Origin of the sequence: Nitrobacter sp. JJSN (genome assembly GCF_051912485.1) — a bacterium.
Classification (GTDB): Bacteria; Pseudomonadota; Alphaproteobacteria; order Rhizobiales; family Xanthobacteraceae; genus Nitrobacter.
In genome coordinates this window covers 375,970-396,789 of record NZ_CP196822.1, presented here as the reverse complement: position 1 = coordinate 396,789, position 20,820 = coordinate 375,970, and the positions used below count along the sequence as shown (strand labels likewise).

At 58.5% G+C, this 20,820-nt stretch carries 20 protein-coding genes and 1 pseudogene; 11 read left to right on the top strand and 10 right to left on the bottom strand.

What is annotated here, in order from left to right:
• Positions 1 to 379: 379 nt before the first annotated feature.
• The 3 genes from ACSZOQ_RS01885 to ACSZOQ_RS01875 form a co-directional block, all read right to left on the bottom strand.
• On the bottom strand, positions 380 to 1,303 hold the full coding sequence (locus tag ACSZOQ_RS01885) for a complex I NDUFA9 subunit family protein (RefSeq protein WP_439924414.1): 924 nt from the start codon (positions 1,301 to 1,303) through the stop codon (positions 380 to 382).
• A gap of 84 nt (positions 1,304 to 1,387) precedes the next feature.
• Complete coding sequence (locus tag ACSZOQ_RS01880) at positions 1,388 to 1,747, bottom strand: VOC family protein (protein ID WP_439924413.1); 360 nt, start codon at positions 1,745 to 1,747, stop codon at positions 1,388 to 1,390.
• Between the two features lie 376 nt (positions 1,748 to 2,123).
• Positions 2,124 to 2,606 (bottom strand): pyruvate kinase, encoded by a 483-nt coding sequence (locus ACSZOQ_RS01875; RefSeq protein WP_439924412.1) that lies wholly within the window; start codon positions 2,604 to 2,606, stop codon positions 2,124 to 2,126.
• A 323-nt stretch (positions 2,607 to 2,929) separates the two neighbouring features.
• Here ACSZOQ_RS01875 and ACSZOQ_RS01870 point away from each other — a divergent pair, with 323 nt between their 5' ends.
• From ACSZOQ_RS01870 to ACSZOQ_RS01860, 3 genes are read left to right on the top strand one after another with little or no spacing between them, the layout of a single operon-like run.
• The gene (locus ACSZOQ_RS01870) at positions 2,930 to 4,879 is read left to right on the top strand and encodes a PrkA family serine protein kinase (RefSeq protein ID WP_439924411.1); all 1,950 of its coding nucleotides are present in this window, start codon (positions 2,930 to 2,932) and stop codon (positions 4,877 to 4,879) included.
• A 15-nt stretch (positions 4,880 to 4,894) separates the two neighbouring features.
• Positions 4,895 to 6,214 (top strand): YeaH/YhbH family protein, encoded by a 1,320-nt coding sequence (locus tag ACSZOQ_RS01865; RefSeq protein WP_439924410.1) that lies wholly within the window; start codon positions 4,895 to 4,897, stop codon positions 6,212 to 6,214.
• Positions 6,211 to 7,749: a SpoVR family protein gene (locus ACSZOQ_RS01860; RefSeq protein ID WP_439924409.1), complete on the top strand. Its 1,539-nt coding sequence runs from the start codon at positions 6,211 to 6,213 to the stop codon at positions 7,747 to 7,749. The genes ACSZOQ_RS01865 and ACSZOQ_RS01860 overlap by 4 nt, the downstream gene beginning before the upstream one ends.
• A gap of 303 nt (positions 7,750 to 8,052) precedes the next feature.
• Here ACSZOQ_RS01860 and ACSZOQ_RS01855 read toward each other — a convergent pair.
• From ACSZOQ_RS01855 to ACSZOQ_RS01845, 3 genes and pseudogenes are all read right to left on the bottom strand, one after another.
• Positions 8,053 to 8,259: pseudogene (locus ACSZOQ_RS01855) on the bottom strand (transposase); the annotation flags it as partial.
• A gap of 8 nt (positions 8,260 to 8,267) precedes the next feature.
• Entirely contained in the window at positions 8,268 to 8,531 is a 264-nt protein-coding gene (locus ACSZOQ_RS01850) for an integrase core domain-containing protein (RefSeq protein ID WP_439924408.1), read from the bottom strand.
• Complete coding sequence (locus tag ACSZOQ_RS01845; RefSeq protein WP_439924407.1) at positions 8,465 to 9,232, bottom strand: hypothetical protein; 768 nt, start codon at positions 9,230 to 9,232, stop codon at positions 8,465 to 8,467. Before ACSZOQ_RS01845 ends, ACSZOQ_RS01850 begins: the two co-directional genes overlap by 67 nt.
• Before the next feature lie 702 nt (positions 9,233 to 9,934).
• Here ACSZOQ_RS01845 and ACSZOQ_RS01840 point away from each other — a divergent pair.
• The 6 genes from ACSZOQ_RS01840 (at position 9,935) to ACSZOQ_RS01815 (ending at position 13,560) form a co-directional block, all read left to right on the top strand.
• Positions 9,935 to 10,201 (top strand): hypothetical protein, encoded by a 267-nt coding sequence (locus ACSZOQ_RS01840; protein WP_439924406.1) that lies wholly within the window; start codon positions 9,935 to 9,937, stop codon positions 10,199 to 10,201.
• A 989-nt stretch (positions 10,202 to 11,190) separates the two neighbouring features.
• Positions 11,191 to 11,400, top strand: coding sequence for a hypothetical protein (locus ACSZOQ_RS01835; protein ID WP_439924405.1), 210 nt, complete (start codon positions 11,191 to 11,193; stop codon positions 11,398 to 11,400).
• 178 nt (positions 11,401 to 11,578) lie between these two features.
• Complete coding sequence (locus tag ACSZOQ_RS01830) at positions 11,579 to 11,752, top strand: hypothetical protein (RefSeq protein WP_439924404.1); 174 nt, start codon at positions 11,579 to 11,581, stop codon at positions 11,750 to 11,752.
• A gap of 232 nt (positions 11,753 to 11,984) precedes the next feature.
• Positions 11,985 to 12,161, top strand: a complete 177-nt coding sequence (locus ACSZOQ_RS01825) for a hypothetical protein (protein WP_439924403.1) — start codon at positions 11,985 to 11,987, stop codon at positions 12,159 to 12,161.
• On the top strand, positions 12,158 to 12,517 hold the full coding sequence (locus ACSZOQ_RS01820; RefSeq protein WP_439924402.1) for a hypothetical protein: 360 nt from the start codon (positions 12,158 to 12,160) through the stop codon (positions 12,515 to 12,517). Before ACSZOQ_RS01825 ends, ACSZOQ_RS01820 begins: the two co-directional genes overlap by 4 nt.
• A gap of 872 nt (positions 12,518 to 13,389) precedes the next feature.
• On the top strand, positions 13,390 to 13,560 hold the full coding sequence (locus tag ACSZOQ_RS01815) for a hypothetical protein (RefSeq protein ID WP_439924401.1): 171 nt from the start codon (positions 13,390 to 13,392) through the stop codon (positions 13,558 to 13,560).
• A 264-nt stretch (positions 13,561 to 13,824) separates the two neighbouring features.
• Here ACSZOQ_RS01815 and ACSZOQ_RS01810 read toward each other — a convergent pair whose 3' ends face one another.
• From ACSZOQ_RS01810 to ACSZOQ_RS01795, 4 genes are all read right to left on the bottom strand, one after another.
• Positions 13,825 to 14,541: an integrase core domain-containing protein gene (locus ACSZOQ_RS01810; RefSeq protein ID WP_439924400.1), complete on the bottom strand. Its 717-nt coding sequence runs from the start codon at positions 14,539 to 14,541 to the stop codon at positions 13,825 to 13,827.
• An 826-nt stretch (positions 14,542 to 15,367) separates the two neighbouring features.
• Positions 15,368 to 15,853, bottom strand: coding sequence for a cupin domain-containing protein (locus tag ACSZOQ_RS01805; protein ID WP_439924399.1), 486 nt, complete (start codon positions 15,851 to 15,853; stop codon positions 15,368 to 15,370).
• A gap of 354 nt (positions 15,854 to 16,207) precedes the next feature.
• Positions 16,208 to 16,630, bottom strand: a complete 423-nt coding sequence (locus tag ACSZOQ_RS01800; protein ID WP_439924398.1) for a hypothetical protein — start codon at positions 16,628 to 16,630, stop codon at positions 16,208 to 16,210.
• 13 nt (positions 16,631 to 16,643) lie between these two features.
• Complete coding sequence (locus ACSZOQ_RS01795) at positions 16,644 to 16,865, bottom strand: hypothetical protein (protein ID WP_300162325.1); 222 nt, start codon at positions 16,863 to 16,865, stop codon at positions 16,644 to 16,646.
• Positions 16,866 to 17,835: 970 nt separating this feature from the next.
• Between ACSZOQ_RS01795 and ACSZOQ_RS01790 the strand changes: the two genes are divergently transcribed.
• Positions 17,836 to 19,191 (top strand): alpha,alpha-trehalose-phosphate synthase (UDP-forming), encoded by a 1,356-nt coding sequence (locus tag ACSZOQ_RS01790; protein WP_439924397.1) that lies wholly within the window; start codon positions 17,836 to 17,838, stop codon positions 19,189 to 19,191.
• Between the two features lie 233 nt (positions 19,192 to 19,424).
• On the top strand, positions 19,425 to 20,780 hold the full coding sequence (locus ACSZOQ_RS01785) for an IS5-like element ISNha6 family transposase (RefSeq protein WP_439923534.1): 1,356 nt from the start codon (positions 19,425 to 19,427) through the stop codon (positions 20,778 to 20,780).
• Positions 20,781 to 20,820: the final 40 nt, after the last annotated feature.

The following is a 20,820-nucleotide window of genomic DNA, read 5'->3' as shown; positions in this document are numbered from 1 at the left end:
GCGGCCCTTGATGCGGGCCCTACCGCCATCCCTCGGCGCATGGATTTTACCTCCAAAAATGAGCTAAAATCTACCAAAATGCGGAGAAGCGCCGATGGCCGGAATGCGGACTCTCTCAGAGATCGAGGCCCGGATTGGCATCCACAGGCCGTGCCATTACTTTTTCGCCTGAGCACGAGCATCAGCAACCGCACGTTTGAAACCTTCATAGGTCAGCGCGGACGTCACTTTGTAATGGCCGACAAGGTAAGCTGGTGTCCCCTGTTCACGCGAACGAGGAAATCTCCTTCCTCCGGCCACGAGCAGATAATAGAGCGAAAGTATCGCGCATCCGCGCGAACCAGTCCGCCGTTGGAGCGGATTGACCGAGGAGCCTCTTTCATTCGCAGTTCGATAATACCCTCTGGAGAATTGCATCGACTGAGTGCGGCGAAATCCCAAGCTCAATAAATCCGGGCATCTCCGGTGATGACACCGTATCGATCTGCATCAGTTCCACTTGATTGCGGGTAAGGAGTGGACCCGGAAACATTTCGGAAGTCCATGCGAGTGCATGCCAAACGGCAAACGGGATCGGAATCAATAGGGGCGCAAGGCCGGCTTGGCGCGCAATGGCTCCGAGAAATTCTTTGTAGGAGTAGACACGAGGGTCGCCGAGTTCGAAGATCGTCGAAGACGTCTCGGCGTGCTGCATGACCCGGCCAATCGCCTCCGCAACATCCTCCACATAGGCCGGCTGCAGCTTGGTCAGGCCGTGGCCAAACATCGGATAGATTGGAAGCCGGCGGAGCAGCTTGAGGATGGTGGTGAGAAACGCGTCGTCTGGTCCGAACATCACCGCCGGGCGGACTAAAAGTGCACCGGCGAACGCGGCTTGGACCGCCAATTCGCCTTCGCCGCGCTTTCGGATGTACCGTGATTGTGAATTTGGATCGGCACCGAGTCCTGAAACGTGAACGAACCGTTCGACTCCAGCCCGATGCGCTTGAGCCGCTACCCGTTGAGCCGACTCGACGTGCACCGAATGAAACGTCTCGCGTCCATTCTCGACGTAAAGACTGACTGCATTTACAACGCCGTAAGCGCCCGCAAGCGCGTCCGCGACTGACTGATCGTCGTGGATGTTGGCTTGAACGGATCGAAGTTGCGGATCATCAGAACCAAAAAGTCCGTGCCCCCGATCCGGATGCCTTGACGCGACCCGAACAGGAAATCCGCGAAAGCGCAGATGCCGAACGATGCGGCGGCCGAGAAATCCGGTTCCGCCAAACACTGTCACGATGCGACCGCTCGTTGCCACCATGACTCGAACTCGCCAGATTGCGGCGTCGGGGCACCATACGCGCTCCCAGCACCTCTTGGAATGGCAGGCTGCTTCGAGTTGCTATTAAATCGGGAGCAAAAGCCGAGCGAAACTGAGTTCGTGGCCGTCAGGGCCTATAAGATGGAAGAAGCGCTCACCCCACTCGGCATCGCGGGGGGCGGTGGTTGGCTGGCACCCTGCCGCGAGCGCACGTTCATAAAGTGCATCAACATCGGTGACGTAGAAGATAACGCGGCCCCACCAGGACCAGCGCCGCTCGGCAGGCTGCGCGATGAGGTTAAGATAGCCCACGCCCGCGCGAAAGCTGGTGAATGACGACTCTTCGCCGCCATGCAGGACCTCAAACCCCAGCGCGCGGTAGAATCGAACAGCTCGCGGCATTTCGTGTGTGGCCAGCGTGATTGCGCTGATCCCCTCTATCATCGATAAGGCTCTCCTGTTTCTTCCTCTGTGTCATTTGTAGTCGACTTCTCCGCCGGTCTGATTAGCGGAGGCACGCCGTACAGACTAACCGCCGGCTTATGGCCCGACTTGATCAGAAATATCCGCAATGGACGAAGCCGACAGAACTACTTCGGTTGCTCTTCGGCCGGTCGAAGGTCCGATAGCCTTGATATCAATTTTATTCCGCTTGAGCGCCATTGTCTCGGAAATTCCCATACCAGTACGCGGCTGGAACAGAACTCCCGGATCAGGAGCAAAAGGCGTCGAGCATGCTTCTGCGGTGGTTGAGATGCCGTGGCGTAGAAAAAGGGATGATCAGGATTTTGCCATGGCTGCGCCGGAAAACCTGATAATGTCATCGAACCGCTTGAGCCGCAGGCTTCTCGATCCTGGCAACGAGGCCTCCGCGATCGCCGATGAGTCCGCTCGCCTCGAGCACGTCGGGGGCTTTTTGCACGAACGACAGCGTCACCCAATCAACGCCGAAACGGAGACCAAATTCGAAGTCGGCGCAATCCTTGGCCGTCAGTGGCGAAACGTCGAGGATCGTGCCTGGCAGGTTCACACCCTTACGGCTGGAGATGACGCCGACGCGCGGCGAACCGCGCGAAATCACGTCCTGCGGCGGGACTTCCTGCACCACCACCCTGAGATCGACCCTCACCATCTGCTGCACGACCGGAATCAGGATGATAAGGCCCGGCCCCTTCACGCCAGTGAAGCGGCCGAACGTGAAGACGACGCCGCGCTCGTATTCCCGCTGGATGCGAATAGCCGAGGAGAAGAATATGATTACGACCGCTGCGAGCGCCGCATAGATCGAATAATCAAGCATCATGACGCACCTCCTTCTCCGGCGGTCAACACTGACCGGCGCCGTACCACCAGCGTCAACTCTATGATGTGGACCACCTCGGCCATCTCTCCGGGCTTGAAGGTTTCAGCGCCGCGCGCTTTGCGCCGGAAGGTATTGGTTTCGACTTACCTTGGTTCAAGTGATATTGTTGCTCCAGCACTCGCGATCGGCACGAACCGTTAGGGTGATCGCTTGCCCATTCGATCTTGCGCCGAACCGCGATCAATTCAGAACGGAAACGGAAACCGACGAGGCTTTATGCAAGTTGTGACCTAAGGCATCGCGGCGGCCGCCGGGAGGCGACAATGCAGAGCAAGCAATCTGACGTCTTCGAATTGTTCTCTAAAATCTATAGTTCGGTGGCCCAGGAAGAGATGAGCCTCCAGCAATATCTGCTGGCGTGTCGGGAGGACAAGTCGATGTATGGCTCGGCGCCCGAGCGCATGGTCGACGCGATCGGCGAACCCAAGCTGGTCGACACCAGCAAGGACGAGAGGCTCGGGCGCATTTTCGCGAATAAGACGATCAAGCTCTATTCCGCCTTCTCCGAGTTCTATGGCATGGAAGACACGATCGAGCGGATCGCCGGCTATTTCCGCTATGCGTCGCAAGGGCTGGAGGAACGCAAGCAGATCCTCTACTTGCTCGGCCCGGTTGGCGGCGGCAAATCTTCGCTGGCAGAGCGACTGAAAAGCCTGATGGAGCAGCGCCCCATCTATACGCTCAAGGCCGGGAATCAAATCAGCCCGGTTTTTGAATCACCGCTCGGCCTTTTCAGCCCCGACCGCATGGCCGATTTGCTGGAAGACAAATACGGGATCGCGCGGCGACGCTTAAACGGCTTGATCTCACCTTGGGCGGCGAAACGTCTCGACGAACTGGCCGGTGATATTTCCAAATTTTCTGTTGTGAAGCTGATGCCGTCCCGGCTGCGCCAAATCGGCATCGCCAAGACCGAGCCTGGCGACGAAAACAACCAGGACGTCTCAGCGCTGGTCGGCAAGGTCGACATCCGCCAACTCGAAAACTACAGCCAGTCTGATCCCGATGCCTATTCCTACAGCGGCGGCCTGAACCGCACCACGCAGGGCCTGCTAGAGTTCGTCGAGATGTTCAAGGCGCCTATCAAGGTGCTGCACCCGCTGCTTACGGCGACGCAAGAGAGCAGCTACAACGGCACCGAGAATTTTGGGTCATTTCCGTACCAGGGAATCGTCGTGGCCCATTCCAACGAATCGGAATGGCTGCAGTTCAAGAACAACAAGAACAACGAAGCGTTTCTTGACCGCATCCTGGTGGTTAAGGTGCCATATTGCCTGCGGATCACCGAGGAAAGGCAAATCTATGACAAGCTGCTGCGCGAAAGCGAACTTGTCGACAGTGCCTGCGCGCCGGAAGTCCTGGACATCCTCAGCCGGTTCACGGTTTCAACCCGGTTGGCAGAGCATGGCAACTCGCCCCTCTACACCAAGATGCGGATCTATGACGGCGAAAACCTAAAGGACGTCGACCCTAAGGCAAAGTCGGTCCAGGAGTATCGGGACGCCGCCGGCGTCAATGAGGGCATGACCGGCGTCAGCACCCGTTTCGCTTTCAAGATCCTGTCGCAGACATTCAATTATGACACCGAGGAGGTCGCTGCCGATCCTGTTCATCTGATGTATATTTTGGAAGATGCAATCAAGCGCGAACAGTTCCCGAAAAAGACCGAAGCCGCCTATCTCGATTTCATAAAGTCGGAGCTCGCCACCCGGTACGCCGAGTTTATCGGCCACGAGATCCAGAAGGCCTATCTGGAATCCTACAGCGAATACGGCCAGAACCTGTTCGACCGCTACATTGCCTATGCCGATGCCTGGATCGAAGACCAGGACTACAAGGATCCCGACACCGGTCAGATCCTCAACCGCGAGGTACTGGACAACGATTTGTCGCAAGTCGAGAAGCCGGCCGGCATCGCCAACCCGAAGGACTTCCGTAACGAGGTGGTGAAGTTTACGCTGCGGGCGCGAGCCCGCAATGACGGCCGCAATCCGTCATGGACGAGCTACGAGAAGCTGCGCGAGGTGATCGAGAAGCGCATGTTCGGCCAGGTCGAGGACCTGCTGCCCGTGATCAGCTTCGGCTCCAAGCAGGACGGCGTCACCGAGAAACGCCACCACGAATTCGTGCAGCGGATGATCGCGCGCGGCTATACCGAGCGCCAGGTGCGGCGGCTGGTGGACTGGTACATGCGAGTCAACAAGGCCGGCTGAAGGCGGAGGCATGCCATGCCGATCTTCATCGACCGCCGGCTCAACCCGAAAGACAAGAATCTCGGCAATCGGCAGCGTTTCCTGCGGCGCGCGCGCGAGGAATTGAAGCGCAGCATCCGCGACTGTGTCCGCCGCGACAGGATTTCCGACGCGGACGACGAGCAGGCGGTCTCGATTCCGACGAGGAGCACGGACGAGCCGTGCTTCAAGGCAGCCAAGGATAGCGGCCGGCGTGAGCATGTCCTGCCGGGCAATAAGCATTTTGTGCCCGGCGATCGGCTGCGCAAGCCCGGCCATGGCGATGCCGACACGTCCGGCCCGTCGATGAAGGACTCGGAAGACGATTTCCTCTTCGTGCTGTCGCGGGAGGAGGTGCTCGACCTCTTCTTCGAGGACCTCGAACTGCCCGATATGGTCAAGCTCAGTTTAAAGGAAATCATCGCTTTCAGATCACGGCGGGCGGGCTTTGCCGCGACCGGTTCACCGACCAACATCCATGTCGGCCGCACCATGTGCAACAGCTACAGCCGCCGTATCGCGCTGAAACGCCCCAAACGGGAGGGGATCGACGCGATCCGGCAGGAGATTGCGGAACTGGAAGCGGGGTCGCTGAGCCAGATTGCCAGACAGCGCATCGCCGCGCTGCAAGCCGAAGTGGAGCGGCTGGAACAAAAGCGGCGGCTGATCGCCTATGTCGATCCGGTCGACATCCGCTTCAACCGCTTCGAGGCGCAGCCTGTTCCGAACGCCAAGGCGGTGATGTTCTGCCTGATGGACGTGTCCGGCTCGATGGGCGAACGCGAGAAGGACCTTGCAAAACGCTTTTTCGTATTGCTGCACCTGTTCTTGAAACGCCGCTACGACCGCATCGAAATCGTTTTCATCCGTCACACCCATGAGGCCCAGGAAGTGGACGAGGAAACCTTCTTCTACAGCACGCAGAGCGGCGGCACGGTGGTCTCTACAGCATTGGAAAAGATGCATCGTATCATCGCCGAGCGTTATCCCAGCAGCGAATGGAACACCTACGCCGCACAAGCGTCCGACGGGGACAACGCTGTCACCGATTCACAGCGCTGCATCGCGCTTCTCAACGAGGAGATCATGCGGCTCTGCCAGTACTACGCCTATGTCGAAATCATCGACGAGCGCGAACGGGATATCTTTGGCACAACAGATAACGGGACCTCACTTTGGCGAGCCTATAGTTCCGTCACCGAGAACTGGCCGAACTTCCAGATGACCCGCATCGCCAAGGCAGCCGACATCTACCCCGTGTTCCGGCAACTCTTCACCAGACAGGCAATGGCGGAAGGATTGAGGATTCGCCGATGAATGCCACCTCACGCGACCCCGGCCTGCTGTTCTCTGGTCCCGACTGGGATTTCGGTACCCTGTCGCAGGCCTTCGACGTGATCGAACGGGTAGCAATCGAAGAGCTTAACCTCGATATTCATCCGGTGCAGATAGAGATCATCTCGTCCGAGCAGATGCTGGACGCCTATTCCTCCATTGGCATGCCGCTGATGTACCGGCACTGGTCGTTCGGAAAGCATTTCCTCTACCAGGAACAGCTCTATCGCAAGGGCGGTCGTGGACTGGCTTATGAGATCGTCATCAATTCCAACCCCTGCATCGTCTATCTGATGGAAGAAAACACCATGGCGCTGCAGGCGCTGGTAACCGCCCATGCCGCGCTCGGCCACAATCATTTCTTCAAGAACAACTATCTGTTCAAGGAATGGACCGATGCCGGCGCGATCCTCAGCTATCTCGCCTTCGCAAAGAATTACATCACCCGCTGCGAGGAGCGGCACGGACTTGCCGCCGTGGAGGAAATCCTCGACACGGCGCACGCGCTGATGGAACAGGGTGTGTTCCGCTACCGGCGGCCTCCGAAGCTGTCGTCGGAGAAACAGCGGCAAGGCCTGCGCGAGCGCCTCGAATATGAGGAGCGATCCTACAACGACCTCTGGCGCACCTTGCCGCCGTCGAAAAGCGAGAGTCAGGTCGGCGAGAGCGAAAGCAAGACGGCCGAGCGTCGCAAATCGCTGAAGCTTCCCGAGGAGAACCTCCTTTATTTCCTAGAGAAGAACAGCCTGATCCTGGAGCCGTGGCAGCGCGAAATCCTGAGGATCGTGCGCGTCATCGCCCAATATTTCTATCCGCAGCGGCAAACGCAGGTGATGAACGAGGGTTGCGCTACTTTCGTCCATTACACGATCATGAACGCGCTGTTCGATCGCGGCCTGATCAACGAAGGCGCGATGCTGGAAATCCTGCGCAACCATTGCAACGTGATCTTCCAGCCGGCCTTCGACGACCCGCGCTATACGGGCATCAATCCCTATGCGCTCGGCCTGGACCTTATGCAGGACATCCGGCGCATCTCGACCGCACCGACCGAAGAGGACCGCGACTGGTTCCCGGACATTGCCGGTAAATGCGACTGGCGCGCTACGCTGCTCGATGCCTGGGCCAACCACCGCGACGAATCTTTCATCCGGCAGTATCTGAGCCCTACGCTGATCCGCAAATGGCGGCTTTTCCTGCTTTCCGACACCGCCAGCGAGCCGCACTACGAGGTAGCCTCGATCCACAACGAGCGCGGGTACGAGAAGATTCGCTCGGCGCTTGCCCGCAGCTACGACATCGGGGCAAGCCGTTCCGATATTCAGGTCATCGACGTCGATCTGCTCGGCGACCGGCACTTGCGGCTGGAGCACAAAGTTGCCGACGGCGTCCTGCTCGAGGATGATAGTCGCGACGCGACGTTACGGCACATCCGCAGACTGTGGGGATATAAGGTTAGTTTGGTGGGCGTGGATGCAAATACCGGCGCAAAGATCTATGAACGCCTGAGCGATTAAGCCGTTGGAGCCGCTTGGCTTCGGCGCTTCCGTTTGAAGTCCGCCGAGATTTCGTCTCGCCAAATGCAACCGCGTTCGTTCCAGATTCTGCAGCATCGGCAATGATAATCAGCTTGTCCGGGTCGTCGCCGAAGCTGTGCCTGTCGCAAATCAAATCCGAATATATTGGTGATGCAGCCCGCCTAGCAGGCTGTTGAAGAAGTGTCCCGTCTGGCTTTCGGGATGGCTTGATCGCCGTTGTGATGGGCGAATGTGATCTGGATCGAGCCGTCGAGCAGTTTGGCGTGGCCGTGGGACGGCGGGTCATGCTGGCGCCGCCATGAGCTTCGGCAGTCGCACCAGATTGTAAGCGGCGGCTGCGAAGGTGAAGGCCCATCCGACGCGGTCGCGGCCGCGGAAGCGGGTCTTGTCCTGGCTGGCGACCGTCTTGATCCAGCCGAAGGCTTCCTCAATGCGCTTGCGGATACGCTGGCTGACGGCATAGCCGCTGTGCCGCGTCGTGCGTCCGTCTGGCTTTTTCAACAGCCTGCTAGGATTGGAAGGCGAAGAACACGCCCTGCTCTCTGAACCGTGCGCGATAGGGGCGCATCCTTGTCCAACGATAGGTGCGTGCGCGTCTCATTATAGTAGTTCATGTAAGACAGCAGCACGTGACGAAGATGCCGCTCGCCGAACACAACAACATGGTCAAGGCATTCCCGCCGGATCGAACCGATCAGCCGTTCAGCATATGCGTTTTGCCATGGCGAGCGCGGCGACGTCGGTCGATCACGAATGCCCATGGATCGAACTCTTCGAATAAGACTTCGCCATAGGCCCCGTCCCGGTCGCGGATCAGGTAACGAGGGATTTGCTCCCAGCCGCACGCTTGAGTGAGCTGATTGGCGATCCATTCGGCTGTCGGATGCGCGGTCACTCCAAACCACAGGATCTGCCGTCGGCCATGGCCCATGATCAGCAGGCCGTAGCGCGGACGAAAGAAGATTGTCGGCACCACGAAAAGGTCCATCGCGGCGATACCGTCAGCGTGGTTACGAAGGAACGTCTTCCACCCCTGCGACGGAGGGGCCCTCCTCCGCGCCATATATTTGGCCACGCTGGCCTGTCCGATGTCGATGCCGAGCTTGAGCAACTCGCCATGAATTCGTGGCGCTCCCCAGAGCGGATTGGCGATACTCATCTCGCGGATCAGCTCGCGTATTTCCCGCGCCACCGCCGGCCGGCCGGCGCGATGCCTCGATTTCCAGCGCCAATACGATCTGAAACCGGCACGATGCCAACGGATCACGGTGTCCGGTCGGACGATTGCCAGTGCATCATACATCTTGGGAAACAGTCGGCAGACACCTCCCAATATCAGTCTGTCAATCGAGATGAAGGGAGGTCTCCTGGGACGGGTTCGCCGCAACACATTGATTTGTTGCCTCAAGACCAGAATTTCTGCCTCAAGCGCAACTCGCGACCGCAGCAGATCGATCACCATTCCAAAGATCAGTCTGCACAAATCTAACATCGAGCAGCAGCATTGCCCGATTCTCGATCAACCGCCAGCTGGATGGGGTTTGCGACAGGGACACGCGCGCAGCTACGATCAGGCAGCCTGATATCGTTGCAAATGATCACAAAATTACCCTGCCCGATCCTCCGGCGCGACTTCTGTATCTTCATGCTGCGGAGACTTACCTCCGCTGCTTTCTGCGAACTAAAGGCGTAACGCCGCAAGTTCTAAGGAAGTTCAATCATCACTTAGGCAACATGTCGGACGAAGCCATCGCGCTCGGATTGAGCACCAGCGCAAATGTGACCAAGTATCTGCACAGCACAGCCGCCGAGAATGATTATGTTCGCGCGCGATACGATATCAATGTACGATCACGCTCTTGGCCGCCACCTAAGGGGTGAGATCAAGCGCGCTGAATGTGCTTCAAGAAGTAGTGCGCGATCTGCAAACTTCGATCGAGGACGCGTTGTTGAAAATGGGTGTCGCCGTCCCGCCACGGGACGCGACCCTGTAACGGCTATTCGCCTATCGCCTGAGATGCGCGAGACGGTTGACCAATGGGCCGCTCGTCAGCCCGACATGCCGTCGCGGTCGGAAGCGATTCGCAGGCTTGTCGAGTTGGGGTTGAAGAAGGGCAAGTAATAACCCCTACCCTGCGCGCCCCCGCCGCGTTAATCTGCTGTCATGATTGATGAAGACCCAGAGATTGAAGAATCGCCGCTGAGCGGAATCGTGACTCGCGATGGTATCTCTGTTCGCGTCGAGATTTATCGCCTAGTCGAGGGTGATCGAAGCTGGACGCTTGAGGTGATCGATCCAGAAGGTGGCTCTACGGTTTGGGATGATCGCTTCGCCACTGACCAAGATGCCTATGACGAGTTTTACCGAACGCTGGAGGTTGAAGGCATTCGGTCGTTTTTAGAAGAGCAGCCCGGATCGACGAAACACTAAACGACCGTCGCCTTTGAGGCCGCGGCAACTGAGGCCCGCGCCGACGGCCGTCCGGGGAGTTCGGGGTTTGACTCTATTTCGTTCTCAAAGAACGAATCCAGTCTCACGCAAAGCAGCAAGAGACACTGTTAATAAACCCTTCTGGAGGGCGACAGTCTAACCGTCGGGGAAGAAAGGTCACAGCTGGGGCAAACGAAAACTTGCAAGGGATCGGTAAAAAGGCCCGACACCGTGAAGCGCCGGGCAAGTTTGGGAGCGGGACGTGGCCCAGAGGCAGGCCTAACGTCCATATATTGGCGTACTGATGATTCGTGTCGGCCCGATTTCATGAGGACAAATTCGGCACTTCATCCACAGGCTGACGAACAGGCCACCGCGACGCAAAATAGAAAACTCCGCCTGATAGGGACTGCCGATCCTGGTGTGGGCCGTAAGAATCAGCAGTCCCGAGCCGGCGTTTCATTCCAGCACCCTGACCATATCCGAAAACATCACCGGAGAAACTATCCCCCCGGCCTCGTCCAGCCCAGCCGGCGGGAAACTGCCCGACGACGGCTATCAGCATCGCACCGGGCGTTATGAAGAAGATGGGTGCTGGCCGGGGTGGTAGATGGAAATGGTCTCACTTTGGCCGGCCAAATTCCTATAACCGGCGCGTCATATCGTCGGCGGGACAATCGACAACCATCCCACAGACCCAAGACCCGCGATACATCCACTCCAAAAGGCCGCGGTTGCGGCTGATCGGGTTGAAGCCGTACGTTGACGCGGACGTCTGATTGTTGGTCCCGATGCCGACCTTGGCCGCGAAATTCTGGAAGCTGTCACAGTGCGGATCAGCTTCGCGGTGGCGGTTTCGTCGCGGATAGCCTTCTTCAGGGTTTGCTTGGTCCGTCCGCGCTCACTATCTGGAACCGTAACGGTCGACACGGGTTGAGGACCACGCAAACGTGGCATTCAGGAACCAATCTAGCGAGGAGGGAAAACGAGTGGCCTATTTCATTGAACTGACGGAAGCGGACAGCAATGCGCGGACGTGGGTCAATTTGGGTCGCGTCAATCGCTTCGTTCAGTCAGCAGGCGGAAATTCCGTCGCGCATTTCGAAAATGGCGTCCGGTTGGATATCCGGGAGTCGATGGCCGAAGTTTTGACGCAAATCCCGCAAAACCTCCGCGAAGGGCAGGAATTCGAGGAATAGCCCGCGAGTTTCGCCCAGGTTGCGAGGTTGTCGCCCGCGAGAGCGTTGAAGGCTTCGGACGTGGAATCGGCATCGTCGTCGTGACCGGCATTCGACGCCGGCGGGAAGGTTTCGAGCGCCGTAAACCAGTCGTCGTTCCACGCGCCGCGACTACATCGGCGGGAACGTTGAGACCACCATGCGGGTGGCGCGAAAGCGTGTAGCCTCACGGCAGGATGCGCAACGGGATTCGGTTTCTGAAAGCGCCGTGCGCGATAATAGTGTTTCGGATTACAACAAAGCCAAAGCGGCGCTTCGCCGATTGATCGGTCGGACGATTGCAGAACTCGACGCGTTGGACGCCTTAATCTAGCGGTCCGCCGACGCAATGCGCGGCTGTCAGCATCGCACTGGACGTCATAAAGAAGACGGGTACTGGGCTGAGTATAAGTGATAGGTGCGGGTTGCCCTCCCCGATTCCAGCCGTTTAAAGTTGCGGCGGGTGTGGGGAGGCTTGGATTGGCTGTTACCGATTTCATTGCGCTCGACGTCGAGACTGCGAACTCTGATTTCGCGAGCATATGCTCAATCGGCTTGGTAGGATAATGACTGGTACTGAATCCAGACTACTCAACGTCGGCGCTCGCGTTTATTGGAAAGCAGATAGAGAGGACGCTGGCACCGTCACCGAGAAAAATTGGGCCGGCGTGACCATCAAGTGGGATAACCGAGAAGAGCAGACGATATTGCATAACGATATGTCGATGGTGACCAAGGTTTGATTGACGTTGGTGGCGGCGCCAAGAAAAACGGATTGCCGGTACGTTCGACTAAATCCGGAACGACCCTTGCAGTTCTCGGGATTTCGGCGTTTGGCGCAGTTGCGGCAACGTCAACCGCAGTCTCTGCCATGCCGCTCCCGTCGGTTGCGGTGCCCTTGTCCAGCGCCGAACAGGTCCGCTACGTTTGTAATGAATGGGGCCGCTGCTGGTGGCGCCCAGACTACCGTGGCTACGGTTACTATCGCGGCGACAACGATGACTGGCGCAGGCGCCGACACGGCTATGGCTACTATGGCGGGTATGGCTACGGGGATGGTCATCGTGGCTGGCGTCGCCGCTGGCACGACGACGACTGATGATATCGACGAGTGCGTTGGCGATCGCCGCGGTTCCAAGCATGAAGTACCTTGTGCAATCCGACGCTGCCAGGCCTCGTAAGAAGTAACCGAATGATCTTCTACGCCGCGTCCAACCCCAGCTTGGCGCGGCTGCCTATCGGAGACAACGCCCTCCTCCACCTACCCCCTCTCACCCGCTCCCGCTTCAACCGCGACAGGCCGGCAAGGTTCACGCTCCGTAGTCGTGCGGCGCGAGACAAACTCCTCGAAGAAAGTTGAGTAGGCCCCGGCGCCGCTGCGAACATCAACGCATGGGCAAACGCGCCCGGATTGCGCCCCGCCAAGAAGGTAAAGCTGCCTCAATACCGCATCAGTTTCTGGTGTCATTTACGGTCGCCGGGGTAACCCCATTATCTCCCCTGTGAACCGCCGATACCAACGCGCTGACGCTAACCAAAGTTGCGACGGCTAGAATTGCTGCCAGGACAATTATAATTTTCCTGTCGTTTTCCATGTCGCCTCTCCGTTCCTAGCCCCAGAGAAAAGTGCGCATTGTTCCTGTCTTAATGTGCGATGGCGTTGGCAAATTTTAAGGTCTGCTTCAAAAATAGAAAACACCGGGTGTGTGCTGCCCGAACGCTCCCTATCCCGTGCATTATCCGTTCGGACGGACAGCATCCCGTCCATAGCTAGGACAAGCACCTTGGCCCGCCGAGGACTGCCGAGTTCTTGTTGTCTATTGCGCCAGCCAGAGCAGCTGGCAGATCGGAACCTCGGCCCACTCCGCGCATTATCCACCCGAACGGTTGCCACCCGTTCACCCCAGTATCGCGTAACCCGCCGGCCAGTGACCCCCTCGCCCGGCGGGACAGTAGATCGGGAGTTTGAAAGTGAACGTGATCGATCGGTTCAAGCAGCGCCAAACTCCGTCCGCAAAGTCCGCAGCGAGGTTCACCCGTGTCGCCGAGGCGCAGGCGGTGCCGTTCGACTACGGAAACGACGAGCGGCGAGCCGACCTGCTCAACAGCAATGAAGAGCCGAACGAGAGTTTGTTCGCCTAGCTCCCCGCTTAGGACGACGGCTCACAATGTTGGATTCGATATCGAAGCGGTTAGGCTACATCGCTTGGTTGATCGCCCTCATTTTTGTCGCGGTCGCCATTTGGTATATGATCCAGTAGTTCAGAGGTAAACGAACTATTGGTCTCTAACACGAAGGACATGCGTGCAGGCAAATTTGCCAACGCCGACTCTGTCGTCAATCGCGTCTGTCGCCTGGACTAGGTTGGGCTTCGTGTGTTCATCGTCAGCTGTCCTTATCGCAAATCAAATCCGGGTATATTGATGATGCAGTCCGCCCAGGATTGGTTGGCAGATAATACGCCCGGCTGTATCGGCGGCGCGTGGTACAGGTGCATCCTTGTTCAATGACAGGTGAGTTCGCGCGTCGTTGTAGTAGGTCATATACGACAGCAGTACGTGACGCAGATGGCGTTCGCCAAATATGACGATATGATCAATGCATTCCCTGCGGATCGACCCGATCAGCCGTTCAGCGTACGCATTTTGCCAGGGTGAGCGAGGAGACGTCGGACGATCTCGAATACCGATGGATCGAACCCGGCGGATGAATATCTCGCCGTAGGCGCCATCGCGGTCCCGGATCAGGTAACTTGGGATTTGCTCCCAGCCACACGCCTCCGTCAGTTGATTGGCGATCCATTCGGCCGTTGGATGCGCGGTCACCCCAAACCACAGGATCTGCCGCCGGCCGTGGCCCATGATCACCAACCCATAGAGCAGTCGGAACGAGATTGTCGGAACCACGAAAAGGTCCATCGCCGCGATACCGTCAGCATGGTTGCGAAGGAAAGTCCTCCATCCTTGTGACGGAGGGGCCCTCCTCCGCGCCATATACTTGGCGACGCTGGTCTGGCCGATCTCGATGCCAAGCTTGAGCAACTCTCCATGGATTCTCGGCGCTCCCCACAACGGGTTGGCGAGGCTCATCTCGCGGATCAGCCGGCGAACTTCCAACGACACCGTTGTGTCGGCCGCAGCGGCGTCGCGATTTCCAGCGCCAATACGATCGGAAGCCCGCGCGGTGCCATCTTATAACAGTGTCCGGCTTAACGATCGCAAGCGCACGACAGGTCTGAGGGAACAACCGGTAAAGACCAATGAAAATCAGTCGGTCAATTGGGTTGAAAGCGAGCTTGCGAGGCGCCCCTCGCCGAAGCACATTGATTTGTTGCCTCAATACTAAAATCTCGGCCTCAAGCGTAGCTCGTGACCGGAAAAGATCCGTGAACATCCGCCAGATCAGTCTGCACAGGTCCAACATCACGCAACAGCATCACCCGCTTCTCAATCAACTACCAGCCGGATATGGTTTGCGGTAGGGACAGGCAGCTGCTGTCGTAGGAAGTGATGCCCCTGCCGGATCGAGAATTTTCATCGCGCGGCACGTTTTTGCTAAGCCCACGATCTCAAATTGACAACCGGATGCGCCGTTTTCTGGCAGAGCTTGAAGCGGAGCAGCGCGGTTTGTTGAGTGACTGAGATAGCAAGCGTCCAACCATGACCTTCGGGCCGACAGCTATGAATATTCGAAAGACCGGAAACACCAGTCTTTTTTGAGGCTAGGGCGTGAACCCATAATCTGTAGTCGTCGACAGAGTCCGCTTTGATGCTGCACAACGGACTTCGGACATTGCTCCATATCCGAAAGCGGTCTTAAGCGGAAGTGACAAGCCTTGTTCATTCACCTAGTCCGCGCGAGCGCGCAACGAGGTCGCCCTCGATAGGTCGTCCTCGCAACAGCGGCCTACCCGCCTGCATAGTCAGACCTTCGGCATCGATCCCGCTACTACATCTTCGGACGCGGATCGTCTTTGGGATTGATGTAGTTGATGCCCCACGGACCGGTGCTGTTGAGCTGAAGAACCGTGTCTTCGTCGGCGAAGAAATAGTGCGCCGAACCGGGGGACAGCGCAAAGAAACTACCCGCGGGAAGAACCTGAGCCTTGTCGTGATCGGCCGTCGTTCCCATCCCCAAGCGCGCTGTTCCCGAGAGCACGGTGACGATCTCTGGCTTGGGATGGGTGTGCGGAGCAATGTGGTAGCCGCGCGGCACTCTCAGCCGAAAAGCAAATAGGCCTTCCTTGCCTGGGTCGCCGTACAGCACTACCGCCTGCGCGCCGTATGGGAGCGAGGGCGGCGCCGGTCCCCACATGATGTCCTGTGGCGCGATCAACTTGTGGTCGCCTGTCTCCTGACCAACGGCGCTGCCAGCCAGCGCTGCGAGTCCGATCGTCGTCATCGCAACTATGTTGAAAAGGGTATGCCGATTCATCGTGGCTTCTCCTTTGACTTAGGCACCTCCGCGAACGAGTCTGCGGTATGGATGGTGGAAAAGCGGTAAGACGGTTGGCTGAAATTGCGGCGCTGCCTACGGCAGTCCGGCTCACATTCGTTTTCAGCGCGGCCCGTCTCCAGCGTAGCCGCTTACAATTTACCTCATCTTGACTGAGAAAGAGAGCACTTGTTGACGCAGGGCAATCGAATGGCAATGCGGATCGGAGCCAGAACCGGAATCGCTGTTGCCGTCAGTGTGGACTTGACCTTGTCTGTCCGGCTGACGCACCAACAAAGCTACCGCCCGCCGCAGGGTCTGCGGAGGCGCGCGAAAGTTCAAATCAGACTGCTCTCAGCCGAGAAGCCTGCCTCGCCGGAACATGAAAACGTCGGGAACAGAGCTTTTAGCCACCTCGAGCACGCTGCTCTCACAGTTTTCCAATGCGATCTTCTGGGCGAGCATCACGTCTCCGATCGGTAGCTCGCCCATCGTCCGGAAACACAGGCCGAGCCTCGGCCGGCCTTTTTCATCGATCTCGCAGACGTTCGACATGGTGCCGGGATAAATCCTGTACTGCTTGCCCGTGTCGCTACCGACGACTTCGAAATATCCCTTTTTCGCGAACTGCGTCCGTTGCAGCGGCGACAGCCACTCCCCCAGAAGCCGCAAGGATCGGCCTTCCGGCGTTCGCTCGGCCCCGTGTCTGATGAAAAGCGCCCTTACGGCTCTCTTACGCGAGCGTTCGCCTGGCCGATGGCGCATCAGGCGTGACATGGCGTTGACCGGTTTACCCGCCGACCAGCCTAGGGAAGAACACGCTTTCTTCCGCGTTCGGGTCGAACGATCGGATTTGTGAGACCTGACCCGCACCGGTCCGGACCGCGGCGGTGAAGCCGACCTTCGTCAACTCGTAAAACCGCTGCTCCGCCTTAGCCAGTTCCTGTGCATCGTTCGGGTCGAAAGAGTGCCGGCTGTCGCCGGTGCGGTCCATCACGATCTGGATTGCCATGATCGTTCTCCTCGGATTGCTGATAGCCAAGGACCTTGATCAATTATTCGGCCGAAGCCGCGGAATTTCAAGAAAATAGATTCGGCCGCGAACCCACGATTATGTGTCCTCGGAATTATCGGTGTGGCTTCAACGCGGCTCACTATCCCGAATAGCACTTGAACCGTCCGTGTAGCGCGCCGTACGCCGCTCAGAGGGCTGATAGATCACCCGGCACTTCGCCAAACGCCTTCAGTATAACAGCATCCGCAAAATCACCGCTGCCCGGATCGCCTGTACGACTGAACGCCACAGCGCCAATGTTTCCCTCAGTCCGCGCCATTCGTTCAGCACTTCGTATCGCGGCACTTGCACTCGTGCATTCGACGGCTTCGCGCGGCTCCGGTCCGTCGTCGCCAGCGCCGAATGTTATCATCAGTTATCGCCGATGGCCGCCTGGCCGCAGAAGCCGGTTGTTCGCCGTCGGTTATTGCAACGGTTTGCTCGCGCGGCCCAAGGCTTTCATGGATATGATCGTCACATCCGGAGAGGGAGGCACAATTTGGGCAGCTGACGAACCTGCTCGGCCGGCTCGATGGGACGCATCGCGGCAAGCGCTCCCCGTCAACTCTTGATCTATTCGGAGGGCCACGCTCGGCATACGGCAAAGGCCGTTTCCTCGCTCGACGTCGCACTGGCTGAGATCGAAAGGCGCACCCGGAGCGTCTGCCCTGATCTTGCCTCTTAATATCCATGCGTTGCGCGATATCCATACGTTGCGCGCGCCCTATCTGAAGAGCCCCGATTGCCCTCAAGACGGAACTATCGGTTCCGTTAGAAGGATGGCTTCTCGCGTGATGACTGGGGAAGACGAATGTAGGCTCCCGGCGGATGCCACCGCTCGATTGTTTGCGACTGCCGTGCTGGCGAGATCTTTTAGCCGCTCGGCTTGACGCACCGTAAAAGTAGGGAGGGAACCCGTTTGAGCCGCTTGGTCATCGTCTCCAACCGTGTCGCTTTGCCGGGAAAAGGTGCGCAGCGCAGCGGTGGGCTTGTGACCGGCCTCGTCGACGCTCTGCATCAGGCTGGTGGCTTATGGTTTGGGTGGAGTGGCAAGCTAGGAGAAGCGGCACCGGAGCCGAACGTTTTCGAGACCGAGGGAGTGACGTACGCCACTGTCGATCTTACCCGCGCGGACCATGACGGCTACTACAGCGGCTTCTCCAATGCGGCGCTGTGGCCTCTATTCCACTATCGGCTTGACCTCTTGAACTTTACCCGCCGGGACTTGGCTGCCTATCGACGCGTCAATGCCCTATTCGCCGCCGCGCTTGCGCCCTTGCTCAGGCCGAGTGACCTCGTCTGGGTGCATGACTACCACCTGATCCCCATGGCCGAGGAACTTCGCCGCGCCGGGGCGACACAACGAATCGGTTTCTTCTTGCATACGCCGTTTCCGTCTTTGGGGGTGCTGGCGGCTCTTCCTCACTACGGCGACCTGCTGAAATCACTGTGCGCTTACGATCTCGTCGGCTTCCAGACGGTGGAGGATCTGACCGCCTTCCATGACGCCATCCTTCGCCGCGCAGGTGGCAAGGTTTCGTCCGATGGTCACGTTCACGCCTTCGATCGGGATCTACGCGCCGGCGAATTCCCGATTGGTATCGATACTGAAGCCATCGCCGAAATGGCCGGTCGCGCTGTGAAATCCCGAACGGCACGCCGGCTGCAGGAGAGTCTCCGGGGGCGCAAGCTCATCATTGGGGTTGACCGGCTCGATTACAGTAAGGGACTCGAGCACCGGTTCAAAGCGTTCGCCGCCTTTCTCGACGGCTATCCCGCGTACCACAACCACGTCCGCTTCCTGCAGATCGCCACCGCAACGCGCAGCGACGTTCCTGAATACCGTGCGCTGCGGCAGAGGCTCGGTGCGCTGGCGGGCGATGTGGCCGGTCGCTTCGCGGAACTCGATTGGGCGCCAATCCAGTATTTGAACAGGAGCTTTTCCCAGCGCTCGCTCGCTGGCTTCTTTCGGCTCAGCCGTGTCGCTCTTGTCACTCCATTGCGCGACGGAATGAACCTGGTTGCCAAGGAGTATGTCGCTGCACAGGACCCAGATGACCCCGGCGTGCTCATTCTTTCGCCCTTCGCCGGTGCGGCCTACGAACTCGACACTGCCGTGATTGCCAATCCGTATGACCCCGACGCCGTCGCCGAAGCATTGCACACAGCGCTTGGGATGCCACTTGAGGAGCGATGCGAGCGTTGGCGGGCCATGATGGCGATACTGGGCCGCAATAGCATTATGGCGTGGCGCGAGAGTTTCCTTAGGGCTCTCAGCCGCTAGCTCGGGATGTCGTTCGGCAGGAACGTGGCATCGGTGCAGCAGGCGATAATCTCGCTCGTCAATAGTCGCCCGTGAAAAATGCAGAAGCCATCCTGGCGGAATGATTTCGCGGGTTTTGAAAGTATTCGCTATCGCCGGTTTTGGGGATGTCGACATCGATTTCCTTGCAATTTGATTTGGCGGAATCGGCGTGATTCCATGTCTCCGGCTGGGTTTGAGTCGGAGATATCGCGATGCTTCCGAAGGAGCGGCGAGACAGCGGACAGAATGATTTGTTCAAGTCGCACCTCGACCAGATCGTCGACATGAACCACGCGTTGGCGAAGCTGGCGCGCAAGATCGACTGGGGATTTCTCGAGGGCAAATTCGGGGCGGTCTACGCCGATGTTCCCGGCCGGCCGCCCCTGCCGACGCGGCTGATGGCGGGATTGGCGATCCTCAAGCACACGTTTAATCTGTCGGACGAGGCGCTGTGCGAACGCTGGGTCGAAAACCCCTATTATCAATTGTTTTGTGGCGAGGCGTTCTTTCGTCACGACGTTCCCTTCGACCGCTCCTCGATGACGCGCTGGCGTCAGCGCATGGGCGAAGACAAGATCGTCGCGCTCATTCAGGAGAGCCTGAATGTCGCCACGCGCGTTGGCGCGGCCAAGCCGTCGGACTTCACCAGCATCATCGTCGATACGACGGTGCAGCCGAAGGCGGTGGCGTTCCCGACCGATGCCAAGCTCATGCATCGCGCCCGCGAGAAGCTGGCGCGGTTGGCCAAAAAGCACGGCGTCGTCCTGCGACAATCCTACGAGCGTGTTGGCAAGCACGCGTTGATCGCGCATCAGCGCTACGCTCACGCGAAACAGTTCAGGCGCGCCAACCGGGCGCTGAAGACATTGCGCACGTATCTCGGCCGCGTGATGCGTGACATCAGGCGCAAGATCGCCGGCGATCCGGACAGGCAGGCGGCTTTCGCGCAACTGTTGTCGCTGGCCCACGCGGTGCGTCATCAACAACAAAGGCAGCGCGGCAAGAAAATCTATTCCCTGCACGCGCCGGAGATCGAATGCATCGCCAAGGGCAAATCGCACAAGCCCTATGAGTTCGGCGTGAAAGTCTCCATCGCCACGACGCTCAACCATTCCAGGGGCGGCCAGTTCATTGCGCACGCGAAGGCGCTTCCGGGAAATCCCTACGACGGCCACACGCTGGAAAGCATCATCCCCGATGTCGAGCATCAAATCGGCGCGACCATCAATCGGCTCGTCGCCGACAAGGGCTATAGGGGCCACAATGCTCCGCCAGAATACAAGTTCAGGATTTACATCTCGGGCCAGAAACGCGGCGTCACCGACCCGATCAAGCGTGACCTGCGACGACGTTCGGCGATCGAGCCTGTGATCGGTCACGCAAAATCAGACCACCGCATGGATCGCAATTATCTCAAGGGCTCCGAAGGCGACGCCATCAACGCCGTGCTCGCCGCCGCCGGGTACAACTTCCGCCGATTGCTCGCGTGGCTAAGGCTGCTTTTGCGCGCATGGTTAGTGTCGATCATGCCGCCACATGCCAACCATCAATCATTCTCGGTCGCATGAAATCTCGTTCTTCACGGACGACTCAATAAGGTTGCCCCAG